This is a genomic window from Vreelandella nanhaiensis, assembly GCF_003990185.1.
GTDB classification, from domain to species: domain Bacteria; phylum Pseudomonadota; class Gammaproteobacteria; order Pseudomonadales; family Halomonadaceae; genus Vreelandella; species Vreelandella nanhaiensis.
This window is the reverse complement of record NZ_RZHF01000005.1, coordinates 54,220-70,468: the sequence shown is the minus strand read 5'-3', so window position 1 is coordinate 70,468 and position 16,249 is coordinate 54,220. Positions and strand designations below refer to the sequence as shown.

13 protein-coding genes are annotated in these 16,249 nt (G+C 55.6%); 7 read left to right on the top strand and 6 right to left on the bottom strand.

The genetic code is table 11. From position 1 onward, the window contains the following. Positions 1-86: 86 nt before the first annotated feature. Positions 87-1,133 carry a glucosaminyl phosphatidylglycerol flippase gene (locus tag ELY38_RS03910; RefSeq protein WP_127060200.1) on the bottom strand — a complete coding sequence of 349 codons (1,047 nt, stop codon included), beginning with the start codon at positions 1,131-1,133 and terminating at the stop codon, positions 87-89. Beyond that, positions 1,117-2,235 carry an N-acetylglucosaminyl phosphatidylglycerol synthase gene (locus ELY38_RS03905; RefSeq protein ID WP_127060199.1) on the bottom strand — a complete coding sequence of 373 codons (1,119 nt, stop codon included), beginning with the start codon at positions 2,233-2,235 and terminating at the stop codon, positions 1,117-1,119. The genes ELY38_RS03910 and ELY38_RS03905 overlap by 17 nt, the downstream gene beginning before the upstream one ends. 369 nt (positions 2,236-2,604) lie before the next feature. Here ELY38_RS03905 and ELY38_RS03900 point away from each other — a divergent pair, with 369 nt between their 5' ends. From ELY38_RS03900 to ELY38_RS03890, 3 genes are all read left to right on the top strand, one after another. Then, a complete protein-coding gene (locus tag ELY38_RS03900; protein ID WP_127060198.1) occupies positions 2,605-3,021 on the top strand; it encodes a CopG family transcriptional regulator in 417 nt (138 codons plus the stop codon). A gap of 24 nt (positions 3,022-3,045) precedes the next feature. Beyond that, the gene (locus ELY38_RS03895; RefSeq protein ID WP_127060197.1) at positions 3,046-4,263 is read left to right on the top strand and encodes an extracellular catalytic domain type 1 short-chain-length polyhydroxyalkanoate depolymerase; all 1,218 of its coding nucleotides are present in this window, start codon (positions 3,046-3,048) and stop codon (positions 4,261-4,263) included. 184 nt (positions 4,264-4,447) lie between these two features. Beyond that, on the top strand, positions 4,448-6,073 hold the full coding sequence (locus ELY38_RS03890) for a methyl-accepting chemotaxis protein (protein WP_127060196.1): 1,626 nt from the start codon (positions 4,448-4,450) through the stop codon (positions 6,071-6,073). 63 nt (positions 6,074-6,136) lie between these two features. On the opposite strand, the gene ELY38_RS03885 is transcribed toward ELY38_RS03890, so the two are convergent. Beyond that, a complete protein-coding gene (locus ELY38_RS03885; protein WP_127060453.1) occupies positions 6,137-8,077 on the bottom strand; it encodes an exoribonuclease II in 1,941 nt (646 codons plus the stop codon). Positions 8,078-8,237: 160 nt separating this feature from the next. On the opposite strand from ELY38_RS03885, the gene ELY38_RS03880 reads away from it, so the two are divergent. Beyond that, a complete protein-coding gene (locus ELY38_RS03880) occupies positions 8,238-9,056 on the top strand; it encodes an HAD family hydrolase (protein ID WP_127060195.1) in 819 nt (272 codons plus the stop codon). Between the two features lies 1 nt (position 9,057). Here the strand turns inward: ELY38_RS03880 and ELY38_RS03875 are convergent, their stop codons facing one another. From ELY38_RS03875 to ELY38_RS03865, 3 genes are all read right to left on the bottom strand, one after another. Continuing rightward, a complete protein-coding gene (locus tag ELY38_RS03875; protein ID WP_127060194.1) occupies positions 9,058-10,104 on the bottom strand; it encodes a YcjF family protein in 1,047 nt (348 codons plus the stop codon). After that, complete coding sequence (locus tag ELY38_RS03870) at positions 10,101-11,489, bottom strand: YcjX family GTP-binding protein (RefSeq protein WP_127060193.1); 1,389 nt, start codon at positions 11,487-11,489, stop codon at positions 10,101-10,103. Before ELY38_RS03870 ends, ELY38_RS03875 begins: the two co-directional genes overlap by 4 nt. Positions 11,490-11,642: 153 nt before the next feature. After that, positions 11,643-12,512, bottom strand: coding sequence for a D-hexose-6-phosphate mutarotase (locus ELY38_RS03865; RefSeq protein ID WP_127060192.1), 870 nt, complete (start codon positions 12,510-12,512; stop codon positions 11,643-11,645). A gap of 118 nt (positions 12,513-12,630) precedes the next feature. Here ELY38_RS03865 and ELY38_RS03860 point away from each other — a divergent pair, with 118 nt between their 5' ends. From ELY38_RS03860 to ELY38_RS03850, 3 genes are all read left to right on the top strand, one after another. Continuing rightward, positions 12,631-12,873 (top strand): GlsB/YeaQ/YmgE family stress response membrane protein, encoded by a 243-nt coding sequence (locus ELY38_RS03860; RefSeq protein ID WP_126951338.1) that lies wholly within the window; start codon positions 12,631-12,633, stop codon positions 12,871-12,873. A gap of 162 nt (positions 12,874-13,035) precedes the next feature. Then, positions 13,036-15,501: a DUF1266 domain-containing protein gene (locus tag ELY38_RS03855; RefSeq protein WP_127060191.1), complete on the top strand. Its 2,466-nt coding sequence runs from the start codon at positions 13,036-13,038 to the stop codon at positions 15,499-15,501. Between the two features lie 85 nt (positions 15,502-15,586). After that, positions 15,587-16,222 carry an NlpC/P60 family protein gene (locus ELY38_RS03850; RefSeq protein ID WP_127060190.1) on the top strand — a complete coding sequence of 212 codons (636 nt, stop codon included), beginning with the start codon at positions 15,587-15,589 and terminating at the stop codon, positions 16,220-16,222. Positions 16,223-16,249: the final 27 nt, after the last annotated feature.

The following is a 16,249-nucleotide window of genomic DNA, read 5'->3' as shown; positions in this document are numbered from 1 at the left end:
TCAAAAAGCACCCTTCGGGGTGCTTTTTTTATGCCTGCGCGTTTGTATTCTTCGCCAGTCAGCCAGCCAGCCATGCTAGGTAATTATTAGTTGCCGGGGCGGCCAAGGCCTGATTCAAGCGCTAAAGAGCGCTGCCGCAGGCTTCTGAAACCGAACCATAGCAGTACCGGGGCGCCCGCCAGGATATACAGATGATAAGAAACCAGCCGCCAGATCAACACCGCAGCGCCAACCTGGGCTGTTGTCAAAAATGGCATTAATAAGGCACTCACGCCAATCTCTGCGGTACCTGCCCCACCAGGCAAGAAGCTAAACTGGCTGGCCGCCATGCCCAGCATTTGGGTGAAGAATGTCCAGAGCCAATCGATATTCCCGCCAACGCCCATTACCGCTAAGTACAGCAGGCTGTAGCGAGCGCACCAATGCATCATCGTCAGCACTAATACCGTTCCGAGCACCCGTTTGGGAAGCTTGAGCGTACGTAAGAACGTCTGCCGAGCCCGTAAATAACGGCGAAACAATTTACGTTGCCACGTGTGTCCAAAGAGAGACCTACGTCCAGACGGTCTGATGCGCCAGCGAGGCAATGTCCAAAGGCAAAGCGACACCAGAACAATTGCCGCCAGCAATCCCGCTAACGACCACTGGACCAAAGCTTGGTAGGGCCAGCCCGTATCAACCGCCAGGGTATATACGACCAGCCCGCTTAATAAGCCAATAAAAAATAGTGAGTCGAACCCCTGATCGATCAAAAAGACGCCGGCCCCTTTGGAAGGAGAGAGATCCCGGCGTGCCAGAAGGGCGAGCAAAACGGCAGGCCCACCGCTACCGCCTGGCGTTGCGCAGAGTGCACATTTGGAGGCGAGCTCGATGCCTAGGGCGCTTCGCTGGTTCAGAGGGCCTGCACGCCCGTTCAGCAGAAGCCGCAGCCGCAAGGCGTTTAGGTTCCAACACAGTGCCGCCAGGGCAAGCATGGCCAATAAGATAGAAAAGGGAAACGATGACAGCGCACTCCAGGCAGCATCTCCCCCTATCCAGTGAGTAAGCAACAGTGGCGCCGCCAGCGCCAGAACAATGAAAAGTAAATGCAGCGGCCATCGTTGCCACTGGCGCTGCTTAACCGATTTTTGCATGATGAGTTAGTGTCTCGGGCTGGTGGAGCACCTGATAATGATCCATCAGATCGCGGATCACCTTATCCCAGTTAAAATTACGCTCGACATGACGGCGAGCATAATGGCCGCTGGCAGCAATATCTCGACGGAAGAGAGCGCGACAAGCGTCCGCCATAGCGCTGGGGTCAAGAGGCTCGCAAAGAATACCACCTCCCAAGGGAACGTTTTCAGCCAAGGCGCCGGTATTGGCTGCAATAACGGGAATGCCGCAGGCCATCGCTTCTTGGGCCACCAAGCCAAACGTTTCACGAGTACCTGCGTGCAAGAAGGCATCACTGCTGGAAAGTGCCCGGGCGACCTCATGAGCGTTACAGCAGCGATTAATGACCGTTACGTTGTCAGGTACCTGGCGTGGCATGCCTGGGCCTATCAGTAAAAGGTGATAGTCGTCACCCAGTTGACGCATGGTAGCCAGTAGCACATCGATATTCTTTTCGCGCGAATAGCGGCCTACAAAGATCAGCAGGCGCTTATCGGGGGCGATACCTAACGAGCTTCGCAGGAGAGGGTCATGGGCACTGGGATGGAAGCGCTCAAGGTCAACGCCCAGCGGCTGCACGCGCACATTAACAACGCCCCATTCGATTAGTTGGTTAGCCAGGGCTTGAGATGGGGCTAGGACACTATCAAAGCGTGAGTAAAGGTCCACGACGTAACGTTCAAGCCGCTTACATACCTGTTTGCCAAAGCGGTCGCCCATCAGGCGTGGTAAATCAGAGTGATAAAACCCCACCACCGGTACACCCAACTGCTGGCCCGCTGAAAGGGCTGCCCATGCCGTTACATAGGGATCGCCCGCTTCAATAAGGTCCGGCTTCAAATCTACCAGCGTTTGATGCCAAGGTGCACGACGCACGGGGAAACGATACCCCTGGCCAAGCGGAAGCCTTGGAGCAGGCAAGGTATGAAGATCGCCCAGACTATCGCGTTCGGCGCCAGGAACCAGCAGGCTGGCACGAAAGTCGGGATACCGACTCATAACGCGATGCTTGGCCTGAAGATAGGTGCGCACGCCACCACTAGAGGGCGCATGAAACATGGTCACATCGGCGATGTGCAAAGTAACCTCCAAGCCATAAAGGTGTCATGGGTTTATCATAAAGTAGAAATAAGTCAGTAATACGACAAGTACTAACAACGATTAGCGCGGTTGAACTGACTTTAAAAGCGTCAGTGAAGTTTATGTAATTTATAGTTTTAGATACTGTTTTTCCTGTTTCCTTCCATTTTTTCCTCTCTATTTAATCTCTTTTAATGCCTGCGCAATTAATAGAGTTTTTTCTTATCTTGACGCCTGATATGCACAGTCTATTATTAACATCCATATGGATGGTGTTGGGATGGTTTGTGGATGTTGTTTTGATGGTTGTTGAGGCTGCTTAAGATTTTCACCAGAAAGCGAGCCGCTACTGAAAATGAGGAAGTAAGTATGAGTGTGCATGAAATGCGACGTAAGTCTGGCGACTCCAGCGAGAAGATTACTATCAATCTGGGGGTCATTGACCTGGGGCAGATTGATCTACTGGTTCAGGAAGGGTTCTATTCCAATCGAACCGATTTGATTCGTACGGCCATTCGTAATCAGCTGGCTACCCATTCTGAGGTCGTTAAAGAAACCGTAACCCGCAAGGCTTTTGTGCTGGGGCTTGAACACTACAGCCGCGAGAACCTGGAAGCTCTGCAGGCAGCGGGAGAATCGTTGCAAATTCAGGTGTTGGGCATGGCCAGTATTGCTAATGACGTATCACCCGAGCTTGCCCTTGCCACCATTGAGTCGGTGGTAGTGCTAGGCGCCCTGCATGCCAGCCCCGCGGTTAAGGCCGCCCTGGCAGATCGTATCCACTGATGTATTGAAGAGGGGGCCTTGATAATGATCGATGCCACTATGACCAAACGAATGGAAGAAGCAACGCGGCTTACCCGCGCCGGAAAATTGATTGAGGCTATGGCGCTGCTTCAGGGCGGTGGGGATGACATTAAAAGCCAGCAGGCATCTAAAGCCTCTTCCTGGGCAGGTGATGTGTATGAAAGTACCTGCCAGGTTGTGGAGGAAGAAGTTTCAACCGTGAAACCTGAGACAGCATCTTCCCCCTTTGGGTGTACCCAACAGGCACCTGCCTGGCGCGGTAAATGGTCCAGCTTTCAAGGCATGGCGCAGCCTAGCCATACGCCTGGCCACTCTGAAGAAGCAAGGCCCGGTGCCTTTACCGCAGGTAGTTTCAGCAATCGAGCGGGCTCGCGAGATTACAAGCTGTATATGCCGAGTAACTATCAAGGCCAGGCGATACCTCTGGTGATCATGCTGCATGGCTGTACGCAGAACCCTGATGACTTCGCGGCTGGGACCAATATGAATCAATTGGCTGAGGAACAGTCATTTTGCGTGCTTTATCCGGCCCAGCCGATAAGTGCCAACAGCTCCAAATGCTGGAACTGGTTCAAGGCTGAAGACCAGCAGCGTGAAGGGGGGGAACCGGAGATTCTGGCAGGCATGGCCCGGCAGATTATACAAACCCATAGGCTTGATGCCTCACGGGTGTATGTGGCGGGGCTCTCAGCAGGGGCCGCCATGGCGACAACCCTGGCGATGACTTACCCAGAGCTCTTTGCAGCAGTGGGGGTTCACTCGGGGCTGCCCCATGGCGTGGCCAAGAGCTTGCCCGATGCATTAGGCGCAATGCAAGGGGGTACGCCAGCGTTTGGGAGGCGGGAGAGTGGCTTTTCATCAGCGGTGCCAGCCATTATCTTTCATGGTGACCGTGACACGACTGTACACCCAAGCAATGCTGAGCGCGTGGCCGCTCAGTACACGGCTTCGCAATCAGTGAGCAAGACCGCCAGGGCGGATGCAAGACCTGCCGGTATCAATATAGAGCAGGGGCGGGTAGCCAATGGGCATACCTATACGCGTACCATCCATCACAGCCCAGAAGGCAAAGCGTGCCTGGAGCAGTGGCGCATACACGGCGCAGGCCATGCTTGGTCCGGAGGAAGCACAAAAGGAAGCTATACCGACCCCAAAGGGCCTGATGCAACGAAAGAAATGCTGCGCTTTTTCTTGCAGCACTGCCAGCCTAATAAAAGCTGAGATAAGGGCGAGGAAGTCCAATAGTCGATACAAAACAGCGCTATCACCGGCCACCAAGTCTTACTGAAATTAGCATATGGTTTCTTAAACATAAGTATTATTAATAACTTATGTTTATACAGAACTAAAGTTTAAGGCGATTAGGCCGACAACCATACCACTCTTCACTTTTTAGGAAGTTTTCATGCTTTCACGGTTCAAGATTGGTACGCGCTTGGCACTGGCTTTTGGCCTTGTCTCCCTGTTTCTGCTAGGCACTTTAATAGCCGGGGTAGTAGGAATTACTGTTACCAAAGAAACGGCTCAAAGAACTTTGAAAACGGACGTGGCATTGGTCAACAATGCGGCGGAAATTCAGCGCCTTGCCCTTCAGGCACGACGCTATGAAAAAGATATCTTTATTAATATCGAGAGCCGTGAACGGGTAGCAGCCTACTTACAGAGCTGGTCGGCGACAGTCGAGGAAATTGAGGCTGCATTCCAAGCCGGAGACCAAATTGCTGATAAAAATAGCGTAAACACCTTGTATCAACAAGCACAGAGCGCCCTGAAGGGATATGCAGAAGGCTTCTTGACGGTTTACCGCCAGATTGAGCAAGGCGCTATTACCGACACTGCTCAGGCCAACCGGGTTTTTAGCGAGCATAAAGAGAGTATTTACCTGCTTGAGGAGCTGGCCGATGAAATCAGTGCGATGGCTGATGCAGGGGTCAAATCTGCAAACGAGGCAATCGATGCCAAGTACCGCTTGGCTCTTTGGCAGCTCTGTCTCTTTGCAGGGGTGGCATTACTGATAGCAGTGGCACTGGCAGTTGCAATCACGCGCAGTATTGTTCTGCCTTTACGGCGAGCGGTTGAGGTTGCCCAACGCGTGGCGGAGGGAGATTTACGGCACGATATCGTCGCCACCGGACGTGATGAAACGACACGGCTATTAATTTCTATGGCTAAAATGAGCAAAGAGCTCAATACCTTGGTCACTTCACTGCGTGATTCGAGCGAAAGTGTGCTGAACGGAGCCAATGAGATCGCGCAAGGTGGGCAGGAGCTCGCCGCGCGTACTGAGCAGCAAGCTGCTGCCTTGCAGGAGACGGCTTCGAGTATGGAGGAAATGACGGCAACGGTTCGCCAGAACAGCGATTCAACCAAAGAGGCTGATACGCTGGCTTGTAACGCTTCCCAGCAGATGCAAAGTGGTGGCGAAGAAGTGGCGCGTAGTGTGGAATTGATGCGCGAAGTGGCGGCCGCATCGCTCAGTATGAACAAGATCGTCGAAACTATTGATGCCATTGCATTTCAGACCAATATCCTTGCCCTGAATGCCTCCGTGGAAGCGGCCCGGGCAGGTGATAAGGGCAGAGGATTTGCGGTAGTGGCGACAGAAGTTCGTGCGCTGGCAAGTCGAAGTGCCGCTTCAGCGGGGGAAATTCGCAGCATGCTGGATGATACGCGAAGTAAAATACAGCAATGTTCCGAGCAGGCAGAACGGGGAGCCATGACCATTGGTGAAACGGAAGCGGTGATCCAGCGCCTTGCCATGCTGATGGCCGAGGTGTCCTCTGCCACGCGGGAGCAAAGCAGTGGCATTGAGCAGATCAATACGACTATTACCGAAATGGACTCTACTACTCAGCAGAACAGCGCGCTGGTTCAGCAGTCTACAAATGCGGCATTTTCTCTGGAAGAGCAGGCCGGACGACTTCGCGAGCTGGTGGCTGCCTTTCAGATAGATGAGGCTACTGCACAAAAGAGCCTAGGATATCAACCGGTATTGGCTTTATCCCCAATAGAACAGCAGGGACCATTCTAGGCCCCTTAAGCAGCGGCGCCCCAAGGGCGCCGCTCTTTTATTGCTTGATGGCTTGGTCTCGCCTTAATCGGCTGGCTTGGCCACCAGGGAGCGAGTCTCCTCGCGAGCTTCAACCAGCGCGACGCGCAGGCTGCCGCCCAGCTTATAACGCTCTTCACCTTCGATCTGAATGCGTCCTTCCTTGTCATCGATAACGACTTTGTCGCGATCGCTGTGCATCAAGGGGGCAGGCACGAACGCTGTGGCGCCATTCTCAATCAGGCGCACGCGCATACCGCCGCGGTTGATCGCCATGATATCGGCCTCAAACGTATCCTGATTCTGGGCTGCTGGGGTCAAAAAGCGCACGTAGAGCCAATCTTTTACATCGCGCTCGGCCATACGATTCAAACGGCGGCGCTCCGTGAGCTGCTCGGTTAATGCCTGGCTTGCTTCAGCCGGGGCCTGTTCACTTTTCAGTACGCGTTTGATCAAACGGTGGTTGACCATATCGCCATACTTACGAATCGGCGACGTCCAGGTAGCGTAGGCGGCCAAGCCAAGACCAAAGTGCGGGCCAGGCTGGGCAGACATGCTGGTAAAGCCCTGGAAGCGACGCAGGCGGGCATCCAGCCAGGCGTCATCGCGGCTCTCTAGAGCACGCTTGAGCTCCTTGTAGTGGGCAAGATCGGTTAGTGCTTCACGCTCAACGGCGATATCCTGGCTTGCCAGAAACTCCTGAGCGGCTTCGGCCTTTTCCGGTTCAAACGCACGGTGCACGTTAAAGATACCGTGACCGATATGGCTTGCCAGGAAGTCCGCGCAGCAGGCATTGGCCGCAATCATTGACTCTTCGATCATGCGGTTGGCAATGCGTCGCTCTTCGGTGTTGATCGCCAGTACGTTACCCGCTTCATCAAGCTCAAACACGTAGTCGGGGCGGTCCTTGAAGACCAGGGCATGCTCATTACGCCATGCGGTACGCGCTTCAGTCAGCTCGCGCAGGGCTGTCAGCTGTTCGGCAATGTTGTCGGCAGGTGCCCAGTCGCCCTGGCCTTCGATCCAATCAGAGACGTTGTCATAAACGAGTTTGGCATGGGACTTAACGTTAGCCGCGAAAAAGCGGTAGTCACCCAGGCTGCCGTCGGCATTAACGTCCAGTGTGCAGGCCAGCGCCGGGCGCTCCTGATCTTCTAACAGCGAGCACAAGTCGTCGGCCAGCTGCTCGGGCAGCATGGTCACGTTCTGCCCCGGCAGATAGACCGTAAAGGCGCGGGTGCGGGCTTCCAGATCAGCGGCGTGACCCTCTTCCACGTAGGCCGTGGGGTCGGCGATAGCGACGCTCAACTGCCAGCCGCCTTCAGCGCGCGGGCTTACATACAGCGCATCATCCATATCGCGAGTTTTTTCGCCGTCTATCGTAAAGAATGGCTGAGCGGTCAAGTCTTCACGGGTCAGGCCTTCATCACGTAGTGGCCAGTCGCTGCCGGCATCGGGGCAATCCTGCTCCAGCGCGTGGCGGGCAAGGGTCACGCGCCACGGCACAGTAGGGTTATCAGCCTTGGCCACCAGCTCATCAATCTGGGCAAAAAAGCCGCGATCGTTCTCTTTAAGTGGGTGGCGGACCAGGCGGGCCACAACCCAGTCGCCGTCACTGATGCTGGCTTCATCCAGAGTGTTCTTGATCCGCGACTTAAGCACATTGCGGATGGAAGGGTGATCGGGCACCACGGCCAGACGGCCTTCACGCTTTTGAACCCGGGCGACAAAGCGGTCAAGGCCTGCTTCGATTAGCTTTTCGGGCTCAACCGACTTTTTGTCACCGTTTTCGTGAATCACCGCTTCCACGCGGTCGCCGTGCAGCACCTGTTTCATGGCGGGCGGCGGCACGAAATAGGATTCACCGTTATCGGTTTCGAGAAAGCCAAAACCTTTCTCGGTAGCTTTAATCACCCCTTCGGCGCGCGGGGTGGTATCACGAATCTGTTGCTTGAGCTGAGCAAGCAGGGAATTATTCTGAAGCATGAGGTCAATCAGTTGGCGAGAGTAGCTTGCCACTATACGGATTCCCGAAGGCTGCGCCAATTATCCGCCGTGGAAGTTCTTGGCAGGCGTGCTTTTCCAAGAGCTTACATCGCCCTGAGGGAATCGGTTAAGCTGCTATTTCACTTCTGGAGAGCATGCTATGACACCGCGGCTGATTGTTTCTGATCTGGACGGCACGCTGTTGGGGCGCGACCATCGCTTACACGCAGATACCATCGACGTATTAAGAACACTGGTGAAGCTGGGGCATCACCTGGTGCTGGCTTCAGGTAGGCACTATGCCGATATGCGTGTTTTTAGAGACCAGCTCGATGTGCCCGCGCATCTGATCAGCAGTAACGGCGCCTATACGCATGTCCCCGACGACCTGTTGCTGGACGCCAACCACATAGCTCCCCAGCAAGCCGCGGCACTGATTAAGCTACTGCGTCCCGATAGTGTGCGGCTAAGTCTTTACATGGATAACGCTTGGTACATCGATGCCGAAGCGCCCAGCTACCTGGAAATGCACGCCGCCACGGGCTTTGCCTATCAGGTGGTACCGCCTGAGCAGATGCCGACTCAGGGAATCGGCAAGATTCTTTATGGCGGTGCCCCTGATGAGCTTGCCAAGATAGAGGCACTGATTCGGGAATTTAGCGATGATTCATTGCATGTTACTTACTCAACCAGTGATTCGCTGGAGATCATGGCCGGGGGCGTCAATAAGGGCACTGCGCTGTCGGCACTTCTCAAGCGAATTGCCATCGCGCCTGAAAACTGCCTAGCCTTTGGCGATAACCTGAACGATGTGGAAATGCTCAGCCTGGTCGGCGAAGCGCACTTCATGATTAACTCGCATCCAGAGATGGCGGGGCGCTTAAGTGCCGCGAAGCAGATAGGTCATCATGGCGAAGCGGCCGTGGCCCAACTGCTGCGTGAGCGGTTTGGTCTGGTGTCTGCTGCTACTGAATCTTAGGCTAACGTTGCTGGCCAGAGCGTGGAGCAGGCTCTTTATCCAGCCGTTTGATTTGCCGCCAAAGGTCCTGACGTAAATCGGCCATTTTGGGCTGCTCTTCAGGTGTAAACGCGACCGGCCGGCAAAGCCGTTGAGCTCGTAGTCCCAGGCGGGCGCTAAGCAGCCCGGTGGCCAGGCCTTGGCTTGCCCGGGTGGAAATCCGGCCAGCAAGATGCAGGGAAAGCATATCCATGCTGGCGTCGGCGGCCAATTCACTGACACCCGCAAATGCCATGTTGCGTAGTACGTTGCGAAACAGTCGCAGGCGGCTGGCGTAGCCAAGTTCCAGGCCGTACAAACGGCATAGCCTGTCCACCATGGCTAGGCTACGCCAGGCGACTAGCGCCATATCGACCAGCGTTAGCGGGCTGATGGCCACCATGACGGCGGTCTCCCCGGACATTCGTGTCACCAAACGCTGAGCTTCGCGGTCCCGTGGGGCCAGCAGGTGGTGGCGCAACAGCGCCTGTATTTCTTCACCGTTATGATGTGGCTGGCAGGCGCGCTGAAAAGCCTGCCAGTGCGGGTCATCTTCAGACAGCTTAAGCTGTTGGCGCAGCTGTTCAGCCATTTTTTTTGCCTGGCGGGGCGAGCGCTGGGGCAGCTCAGCCAGGTCGCTGCGCAGTTGATCATGACGTTTCAACCGGCTAAGCCTTCCCAATTCCTTGAGTAGTGACATCCCGCCCAGACCAATCAGGCTGATGCCAAACAGCTGCCAGGCCATACTCATCCACTGGGATTGAGAAAGCGCCTCAGGAATACCGGTGGCAAGCTCGATGGTGCCAAGCGTAGCGCCCCCCGCCAAAGCAAACATCAGCCCCCAGCGGCGTTTGCGTGGGGTGCCCAGACTGACGTCAGGCAGGGCCTGTTCTTCAGCGGTGGTTACCAATGACTGATGGTCATCGGTAGCAGCGAAGATCTCACGCTGGCGCAGAGTAGCTTCATGTTCAGCGCTGGCTTTTGGCGTATCATCCAGGTTGAAATTACGCCGTGGCTGCGGGTCGGTCATGCGAGTTTATCTCCTATCAGCCAGTCAATGGCAGCGTCCATGCGGATATGCGAAAGTGCCTCAGAGGAGGGCAGCATCGGTCTAAAGCTTGGGAAGTCAAAGCCCTGATGCTGCCAGAAGCCGGCGTTAGGCAAGCGGCTCGGCACATCACCTGGATAGACCAGAACGTCCTCCCCCTCAAGGGTAGTGCCTCGCAGTGCCGGGGAGCGCTTGCCGTTATGCAGTACCTCCCGCGCCTCAGTGGCGCGAATGGCCGCAAGCGAGAGCGCTTTTACCGGCACATTGGCAAAGCGCAGGTCTTTGAGTGGTTCGGCCAGAAGCGCTTCAAGCAACTGCACGACCTGGCCGTGCTGGTCGGGTGTTACATGATCTGCCTTGGTGGCGGCGATGGCCAGGCGGTCAATCTTGGGCGCAAACAGCCGCGACAGCAGGCTGCGCTTGCCATAATCAAAGCTCTGCATCAGCTGGCGCAGGGCGCGGGACAGGTCTTCAAAGCGCTCAGGCCCGGCATTAAGCGCGCCCAGTACATCGACCAGTACAATCTGGCGGTCAAAACGCCTGAAATGATCGCGATAAAAAGGGCGCACCACCTGCTGCTGATAGTAGCGAAAACGTGCAGCAAGCGTAGCGTAAAGACTGCTGTCGGGCAGGGCGTCGAGCATTTCTTTTGGAGCAACCAGGTGCGGTAGGGGGAAAAACTGCAGCACGGGGGCGCCCGAAAGCTCGCCGGGCAATAAAAAACGCCCTGGCTGAAGATCAGAAAAGCCGGCCTGTTTGGCGCGGCGTAATCCCTGTGCATACATCTCTGCCAGCTGCGCCAATTGTGCTTCGTCGGCTTCGGAAGCGGGGTCAAGAGATGCGACCGCGTCGAGCCATTCGCTAAACAGCGCACGCCGCTGCTCGCCTTCAAGCAGTAGTTGCGCCTGACACCAGCTGTAAAAGTCGTGCTGCAACAGCGGCAAGTCGAGCAGCCATTCGCCAGGATAGTCAAACAGATCAAGCGTCAGGTGGGCGATATCCGGCGCAAACCAGCCACTTTGAGCAGGGCGGTAGCGTAGCTGAAGGCGTAGTTCGCTAATTCCTTTCGTAGGCTCGGGCCAGCGCGGTGGCGTATCGCGCAGCGCGGCCATGCCTGGGTCATAGGGAAAACGCGGCACGCCCAGGTCCGGCTGATTCAGCCGCTGGGCGCCTAACAGGCGGCCGTCACGAGCGGCGGGTAAAAGATCCAGCTGTGCCTCGACTCCCGCATGGCGTAGCTGATTCACCAGCGAGGTTAAAAATGCCGTTTTACCCGCTTGCGATAACCCCGTTACGGCCAGACGCAGCTGGCGATCTCGGCCTCGCTCCAATAAATTACTTATTTCTCGGCTCAACGGCTGGCGCATCCTGGCACTCCTTTTTGCTCATCATAGAGCCATAAGCGGTTAAGCGCTTTTTAATACTCGGGATTCAAATCCGCTATACCTGTTCCCCTCCAGGCCGACGTTAACGACGGCCTGAAGCGCGAACAGCATAACCAACAGTTCATGAACCGTGCATTAACCGCAGCTGAGAGTGGTTCCCAAAAGGTGCTGGGCACCAGGGACCAGCCATACCGGGTCAAGGCGTGTGTTAGCGGACTCAACGCATAAAAAATGTCGCGCGGCATCGGCCGGAGTATCGCTTGGCAGATGGGTATCCGGATGCCATACCACAGTGGAGTCACTTGACTGCTTGCCAATACGCAGGCTGCGCACGCCATCGTTAAGTAAAACCGCTTCGTTACTGTGGTAAATGCGATCAATACCGCCGCGTATGGTAAGCGTACCCTGCTGTTCGGCTTCGGCAAAATCACGCAGTTTATCCAGGTAGCGCGCTCCGGCCAGTCCTTCCAGGCGGCATTGGTGGACCTCGTCAACGGCAAGGTAGGTATGTAGTGCGCCGCTGGTTTTTACCGGGGTATCGCCAATATTTTCGCTGATAAGCTCGACATTCAAGCGCTGCGCATTGGCCTGGATGACCACGCGCGCGGTAAGCTGGCTGTGCAAGGGTTGGGCAGGGGAAAGATGTACTTCGATGCCTTCGGCATGTTCATCGACTGCGTCCAGACGCCAGGTTGCCTGGCGCGCCAGCCCATGGAACGGGCCGTTGCGCTCGACACTTTCATCAGCATAACGCTCATCGGCAAACCAGGGCCAGCATAGCGGGATGCCACCGCGTATGGTGCCTGGCAGGGCTTCTGGTGTCGGTGTTACCCACAGCCAGTCAGTGTCGTTTTGGGGCTTGAAATGGAGTACCTGAGCACCTTGCAGGCTGATCGCAAGCTCACCCCAGGGCATATTGAAAAGCACTACCTCGCGTCCTTCCCAGTTAGCCGTCTGCTGGCCTTCTGTGTGGTCGATGAGGTTGGCAAGAGAATCAGGAATCATGGGTTTTCCTTAAAAGGGATGACATCAAATTAGGCAGAATTGTCGCGCTGTGTGCTATGGTAGGACAAGCAAGACGAATAGGTAAAACCCTGACTAAAGTGGATATCAAGGAGGCACTATGGGCTTTATTGCATGGTTGATCATTGGTGGTTTGGCTGGCTGGATCGCTGGCAACATCATGCGCGGCGGCGGTTTTGGCATTTTGGGCAACATCGGCGTAGGTATTGTCGGTGCGCTGCTGGGCGGTTTCATGTTCAGCCTATTAGGCCTTCAGGCTGGTGGTTTTATCGGCTCACTGGTTACCGCGACCGTGGGTGCTGTTGTCCTGCTCTGGATAATAAGTAAAGTTAAAAAAGCTTAGTATTTCCTAGCTTACGTATTAATTGCTGCCCGGCCTTGTGCCGGGCAGCGTCGTCTTACGCCATTAGATCAGTTTAGCTATCGGTCTTGGCCCTACTTTCCGTTACACTAAGCCGCTTTATTCTAGCGCATTGCTGGTGGATTTTTGCTTTCGAGGTGTCTCTTGGTCGACGCGTTAAATGCCTGGTGGGCCCAACAGCTGGTGCTATGCGATTGGGCATTTACCCCTCATCCTCTTTCAGTGGATACAAAAGCGGCGGAACAGCGCCTTTTGCAATTGGGTATTACCAGTCGAAATGAGCTGGCTGAACAGCTTTTTCATGCGCTAGGGAGCTCAGCAGGTCACGCTGACCTCTTGCTAGGGGCACTTGAGTGGACCGCGCTTGCGGGCGCTGCCGGGTGGCTTGACACCAAGCAGGCTAACACCTGGGCGCACCATGTGATTCGGCGTATCGCTACCGATTATGGCGATTTGCGTGCCTGGCTTTCAGATCTGCGTCGGGTGCTAGGTGCCAAGGGTTGGGAGATGGGCGCGGATGATCGTTTTATTGACGCCTGTCAGGCGCTGTCGACTCTAGAAAGCGAAGGCGAAGGAATCACGTGGGCACTGCTTGAGGAGACACTTGCACAACTGCCAGCTCCGGCCGCTTTATGGCCTGAGGTGGCGCAAGCGCAGGCGTGGCGCTTGTGTGCTCTGTTTCGTCCGGTCATCAGCTATCCGGCAGGCCATGCCGACTGGCCGGATGCCAGCCAGTGGCTTGAACGTATCTGGCAGATCAACGACCGCGAGCAGCTTTTGGAAGTAGCGTTATGGCTAAGTGCCCAGGGTGAGCGTCAGCGTTGGGATATTGAGGCTCGTGAACTACTGACAATGGATAACGCCCAGCGGATTGCCTGGCAGCACGACTCAATCCAGGACTCGCCCTATGCCGGGGTTTTGAACGCCTTTGTAAGCCAGGGCGAACCGCTTGAGTGGGCTGCCTGGGACTGGCTTCGGCTGGTTGAAATTGCCTGGGCGGGAGCCTGTTGCGGCTGGCTGAGCCAGGCTGAAGCGGATGACCTGGCGTGCCATGCGGCAGACCTTGTTAGCCACCGCTACCATGATTGGCGCGCCATATTGAAGGCATACATGCGCGGGCAAAGCCTTTTCGAAGGTGTGGATCGGCGCAATATGACGCCAAACGCGCATCATGTATTACTCATTAATGCCTCGCATAGCCCATGGAGGCTGGCGCCTGCCAACCTGCTTGATGACACGACGCGCAAGGCCTCCCAACAGCGCATTCGCCAGTGGCGCAATACCCCACACCATTGGCTGCTGGCGATGGCTGGCGTCCGTGAGCCGGACGTAATGCTTCGCCAGTATGACCCCGCCGCACCCGTTGCCGAGGAGCGCCGCGCTGATGCTGCACTTTATCTGCAGGAGTCTCTTGGCCTGCATGCCGATGAAGGCCCACAGGTCATGGCCCGCTACTGGCTGCCTGCCCAGGCGCATCATCTGAATCAGTTGGCCGCCGATGCGGTGCACGGTGTGCTGCCGCCCTCGCAAACGCTGTTTGGCCAGCCAACGACTGATGAATTGAAGCAGCGTAATGCAGTCAAGGGCGTAAGCCGACATGCGGCCACTATTCATATGGCAGAAAAATTCGCCTTCTACCTGCATATGGCGCTGGACAGCGGTCTATTTGAACGCGAACCGCTGCTAGCATACGCCAGCTCGCTGCGTAGCTGCCTATGCCGTTTCTACCCTAGCCCCAAACGCCTGCTGGAGGCGTGGTTCGCCTGGGAAAGTTGCTTGCCCGAACCTGAACATGCCTCGTTGATCAATGAAATTGCCTGGCACCTTGAAGACCCGGGGAGCCTTTTTTACTGGCTGGATTGGCGCCCTGATGCCTGGTGCGAGCCGGGCGGGCGGCCTACGTTGACGCACTTTACTGCCATGTCGCTGGTGGGGCCGCTCAATAGTGCCGTGTGGAGCGAGCCTCAGCCGGAAAGCCCGCGTGAGTGTGCTGATATCCGGGAGTGGGTAGAAAGCCACTACCACCTGACAAATGCCACAGACATGCAGGAATTTTTAACCTTCATGCTGGAGGCAGGCGACCGGCAGGAGTACCAGATCAATTACGCACCCTATACGCTCAACCCTGAGCGTCTGGAGGCTGAAATTGCCATTCTGGAGTCGGGTGACTGCACCGAAGAGGAGCGCCATCATCTGCTCCGCTTGCGCCGCGTGCAGAGCAATGAAGATCACTGTAATGATGTCGACATGGCCGCGTGGGATATTGCCCAGCTGGTAGATCTGGCGATTGCCGCTCGCCAGCTTGGCTGGCTGGAAAGCGAGGCGTTTGCCGATGTGCTCGACCGCGCTTATCAACTGGCCGCTGATCACTATGCCGGTTGGCAGGAGTATGCTGCGGGCATGTATGCCGGATTCTCCTTTTTCATGGGAGAAACACCTGAGCGTGAAAGTTTTTTAGCCGGGTTCCGTCAATCAATGGTGGCTTGGGTCTGCGGGGCGCCCATTCTTTCCGGTCCTTGGGCTAGTCTGGATTTTCCCGGCAACAAGCCGCGCCATTTTGCACCGCTCCATATCGATACCCTGCCGGGCGATCAACGAACATTACATTGAGGCTCGCCAAGCATGTCTTATCTAGCTTATAGTCTGACATTTGTTGTCTATTTTACTTCCCTAAAAATATTAAGAGGTTAAGCGCATGGTTGCGTTGCCACACCCTGCTGTGACCGCTGTCCGTGTTGTAAGTGCTTGTATTGTTGTCTCTTTTCTTTCTGGCTGTGCAGGCTCTTCTAATCAACCCATAGAGCCACCCGAGGATTACTTCTCGATGACACTGCCAGGAATGAACAATGGGTTTAGTCCGCAGATGTCGCCCATTAGTAATACAATTGACCAATTGCGTAGTTTTCAGACACCACCACCGACGTTGGTACGTCAGGCGCTACTGGAACAGCATCAACGATGGTCAGGAACACCTTATCGGATTGGCGGTACAACAGCGCAAGGGATCGACTGCTCAGCCCTGGTACGCAATGTTTTCCGAGAGACGTTTAATTTAGAATTGCCCCGTTCCACTTATGATCAGGTACATGAGGGACGCCCGATCGACCGCCAAGAGCTGCAGGCGGGCGATCTGGTCTTCTTCCGGCCCCCAGGGCGCTACAACCATGTAGGGATTTACGTAGGGGATGGTTATTTTCTCCATGCCTCAACTTCCCAAGGCGTGATCATGTCCAGTTTGGATAACAGCTATTGGCAGCGTTATTACTGGCAATCGCGCCGCGCGCTGGAGCCAACCAATCTGGCATATTTAGGCAGTAACTTCACGCCGTGATGGCTGGTGGGCCAGAGGGCCCGCTAT

Coding starts and splice junctions, on each gene's coding strand:
- ELY38_RS03910 (WP_127060200.1), bottom strand. CDS start 1,133: ATGCAAAAATCGGTTAAGCAGCGCCAGTGGCAACGATGGCCGCTGCAT.
- ELY38_RS03900 (WP_127060198.1), top strand. CDS start 2,605: ATGAGTGTGCATGAAATGCGACGTAAGTCTGGCGACTCCAGCGAGAAG.
- ELY38_RS03895 (WP_127060197.1), top strand. CDS start 3,046: ATGATCGATGCCACTATGACCAAACGAATGGAAGAAGCAACGCGGCTT.
- ELY38_RS03890 (WP_127060196.1), top strand. CDS start 4,448: ATGCTTTCACGGTTCAAGATTGGTACGCGCTTGGCACTGGCTTTTGGC.
- ELY38_RS03885 (WP_127060453.1), bottom strand. CDS start 8,077: ATGCTTCAGAATAATTCCCTGCTTGCTCAGCTCAAGCAACAGATTCGT.
- ELY38_RS03880 (WP_127060195.1), top strand. CDS start 8,238: ATGACACCGCGGCTGATTGTTTCTGATCTGGACGGCACGCTGTTGGGG.
- ELY38_RS03875 (WP_127060194.1), bottom strand. CDS start 10,104: ATGACCGACCCGCAGCCACGGCGTAATTTCAACCTGGATGATACGCCA.
- ELY38_RS03870 (WP_127060193.1), bottom strand. CDS start 11,489: ATGCGCCAGCCGTTGAGCCGAGAAATAAGTAATTTATTGGAGCGAGGC.
- ELY38_RS03865 (WP_127060192.1), bottom strand. CDS start 12,512: ATGATTCCTGATTCTCTTGCCAACCTCATCGACCACACAGAAGGCCAG.
- ELY38_RS03860 (WP_126951338.1), top strand. CDS start 12,631: ATGGGCTTTATTGCATGGTTGATCATTGGTGGTTTGGCTGGCTGGATC.
- ELY38_RS03850 (WP_127060190.1), top strand. CDS start 15,587: ATGGTTGCGTTGCCACACCCTGCTGTGACCGCTGTCCGTGTTGTAAGT.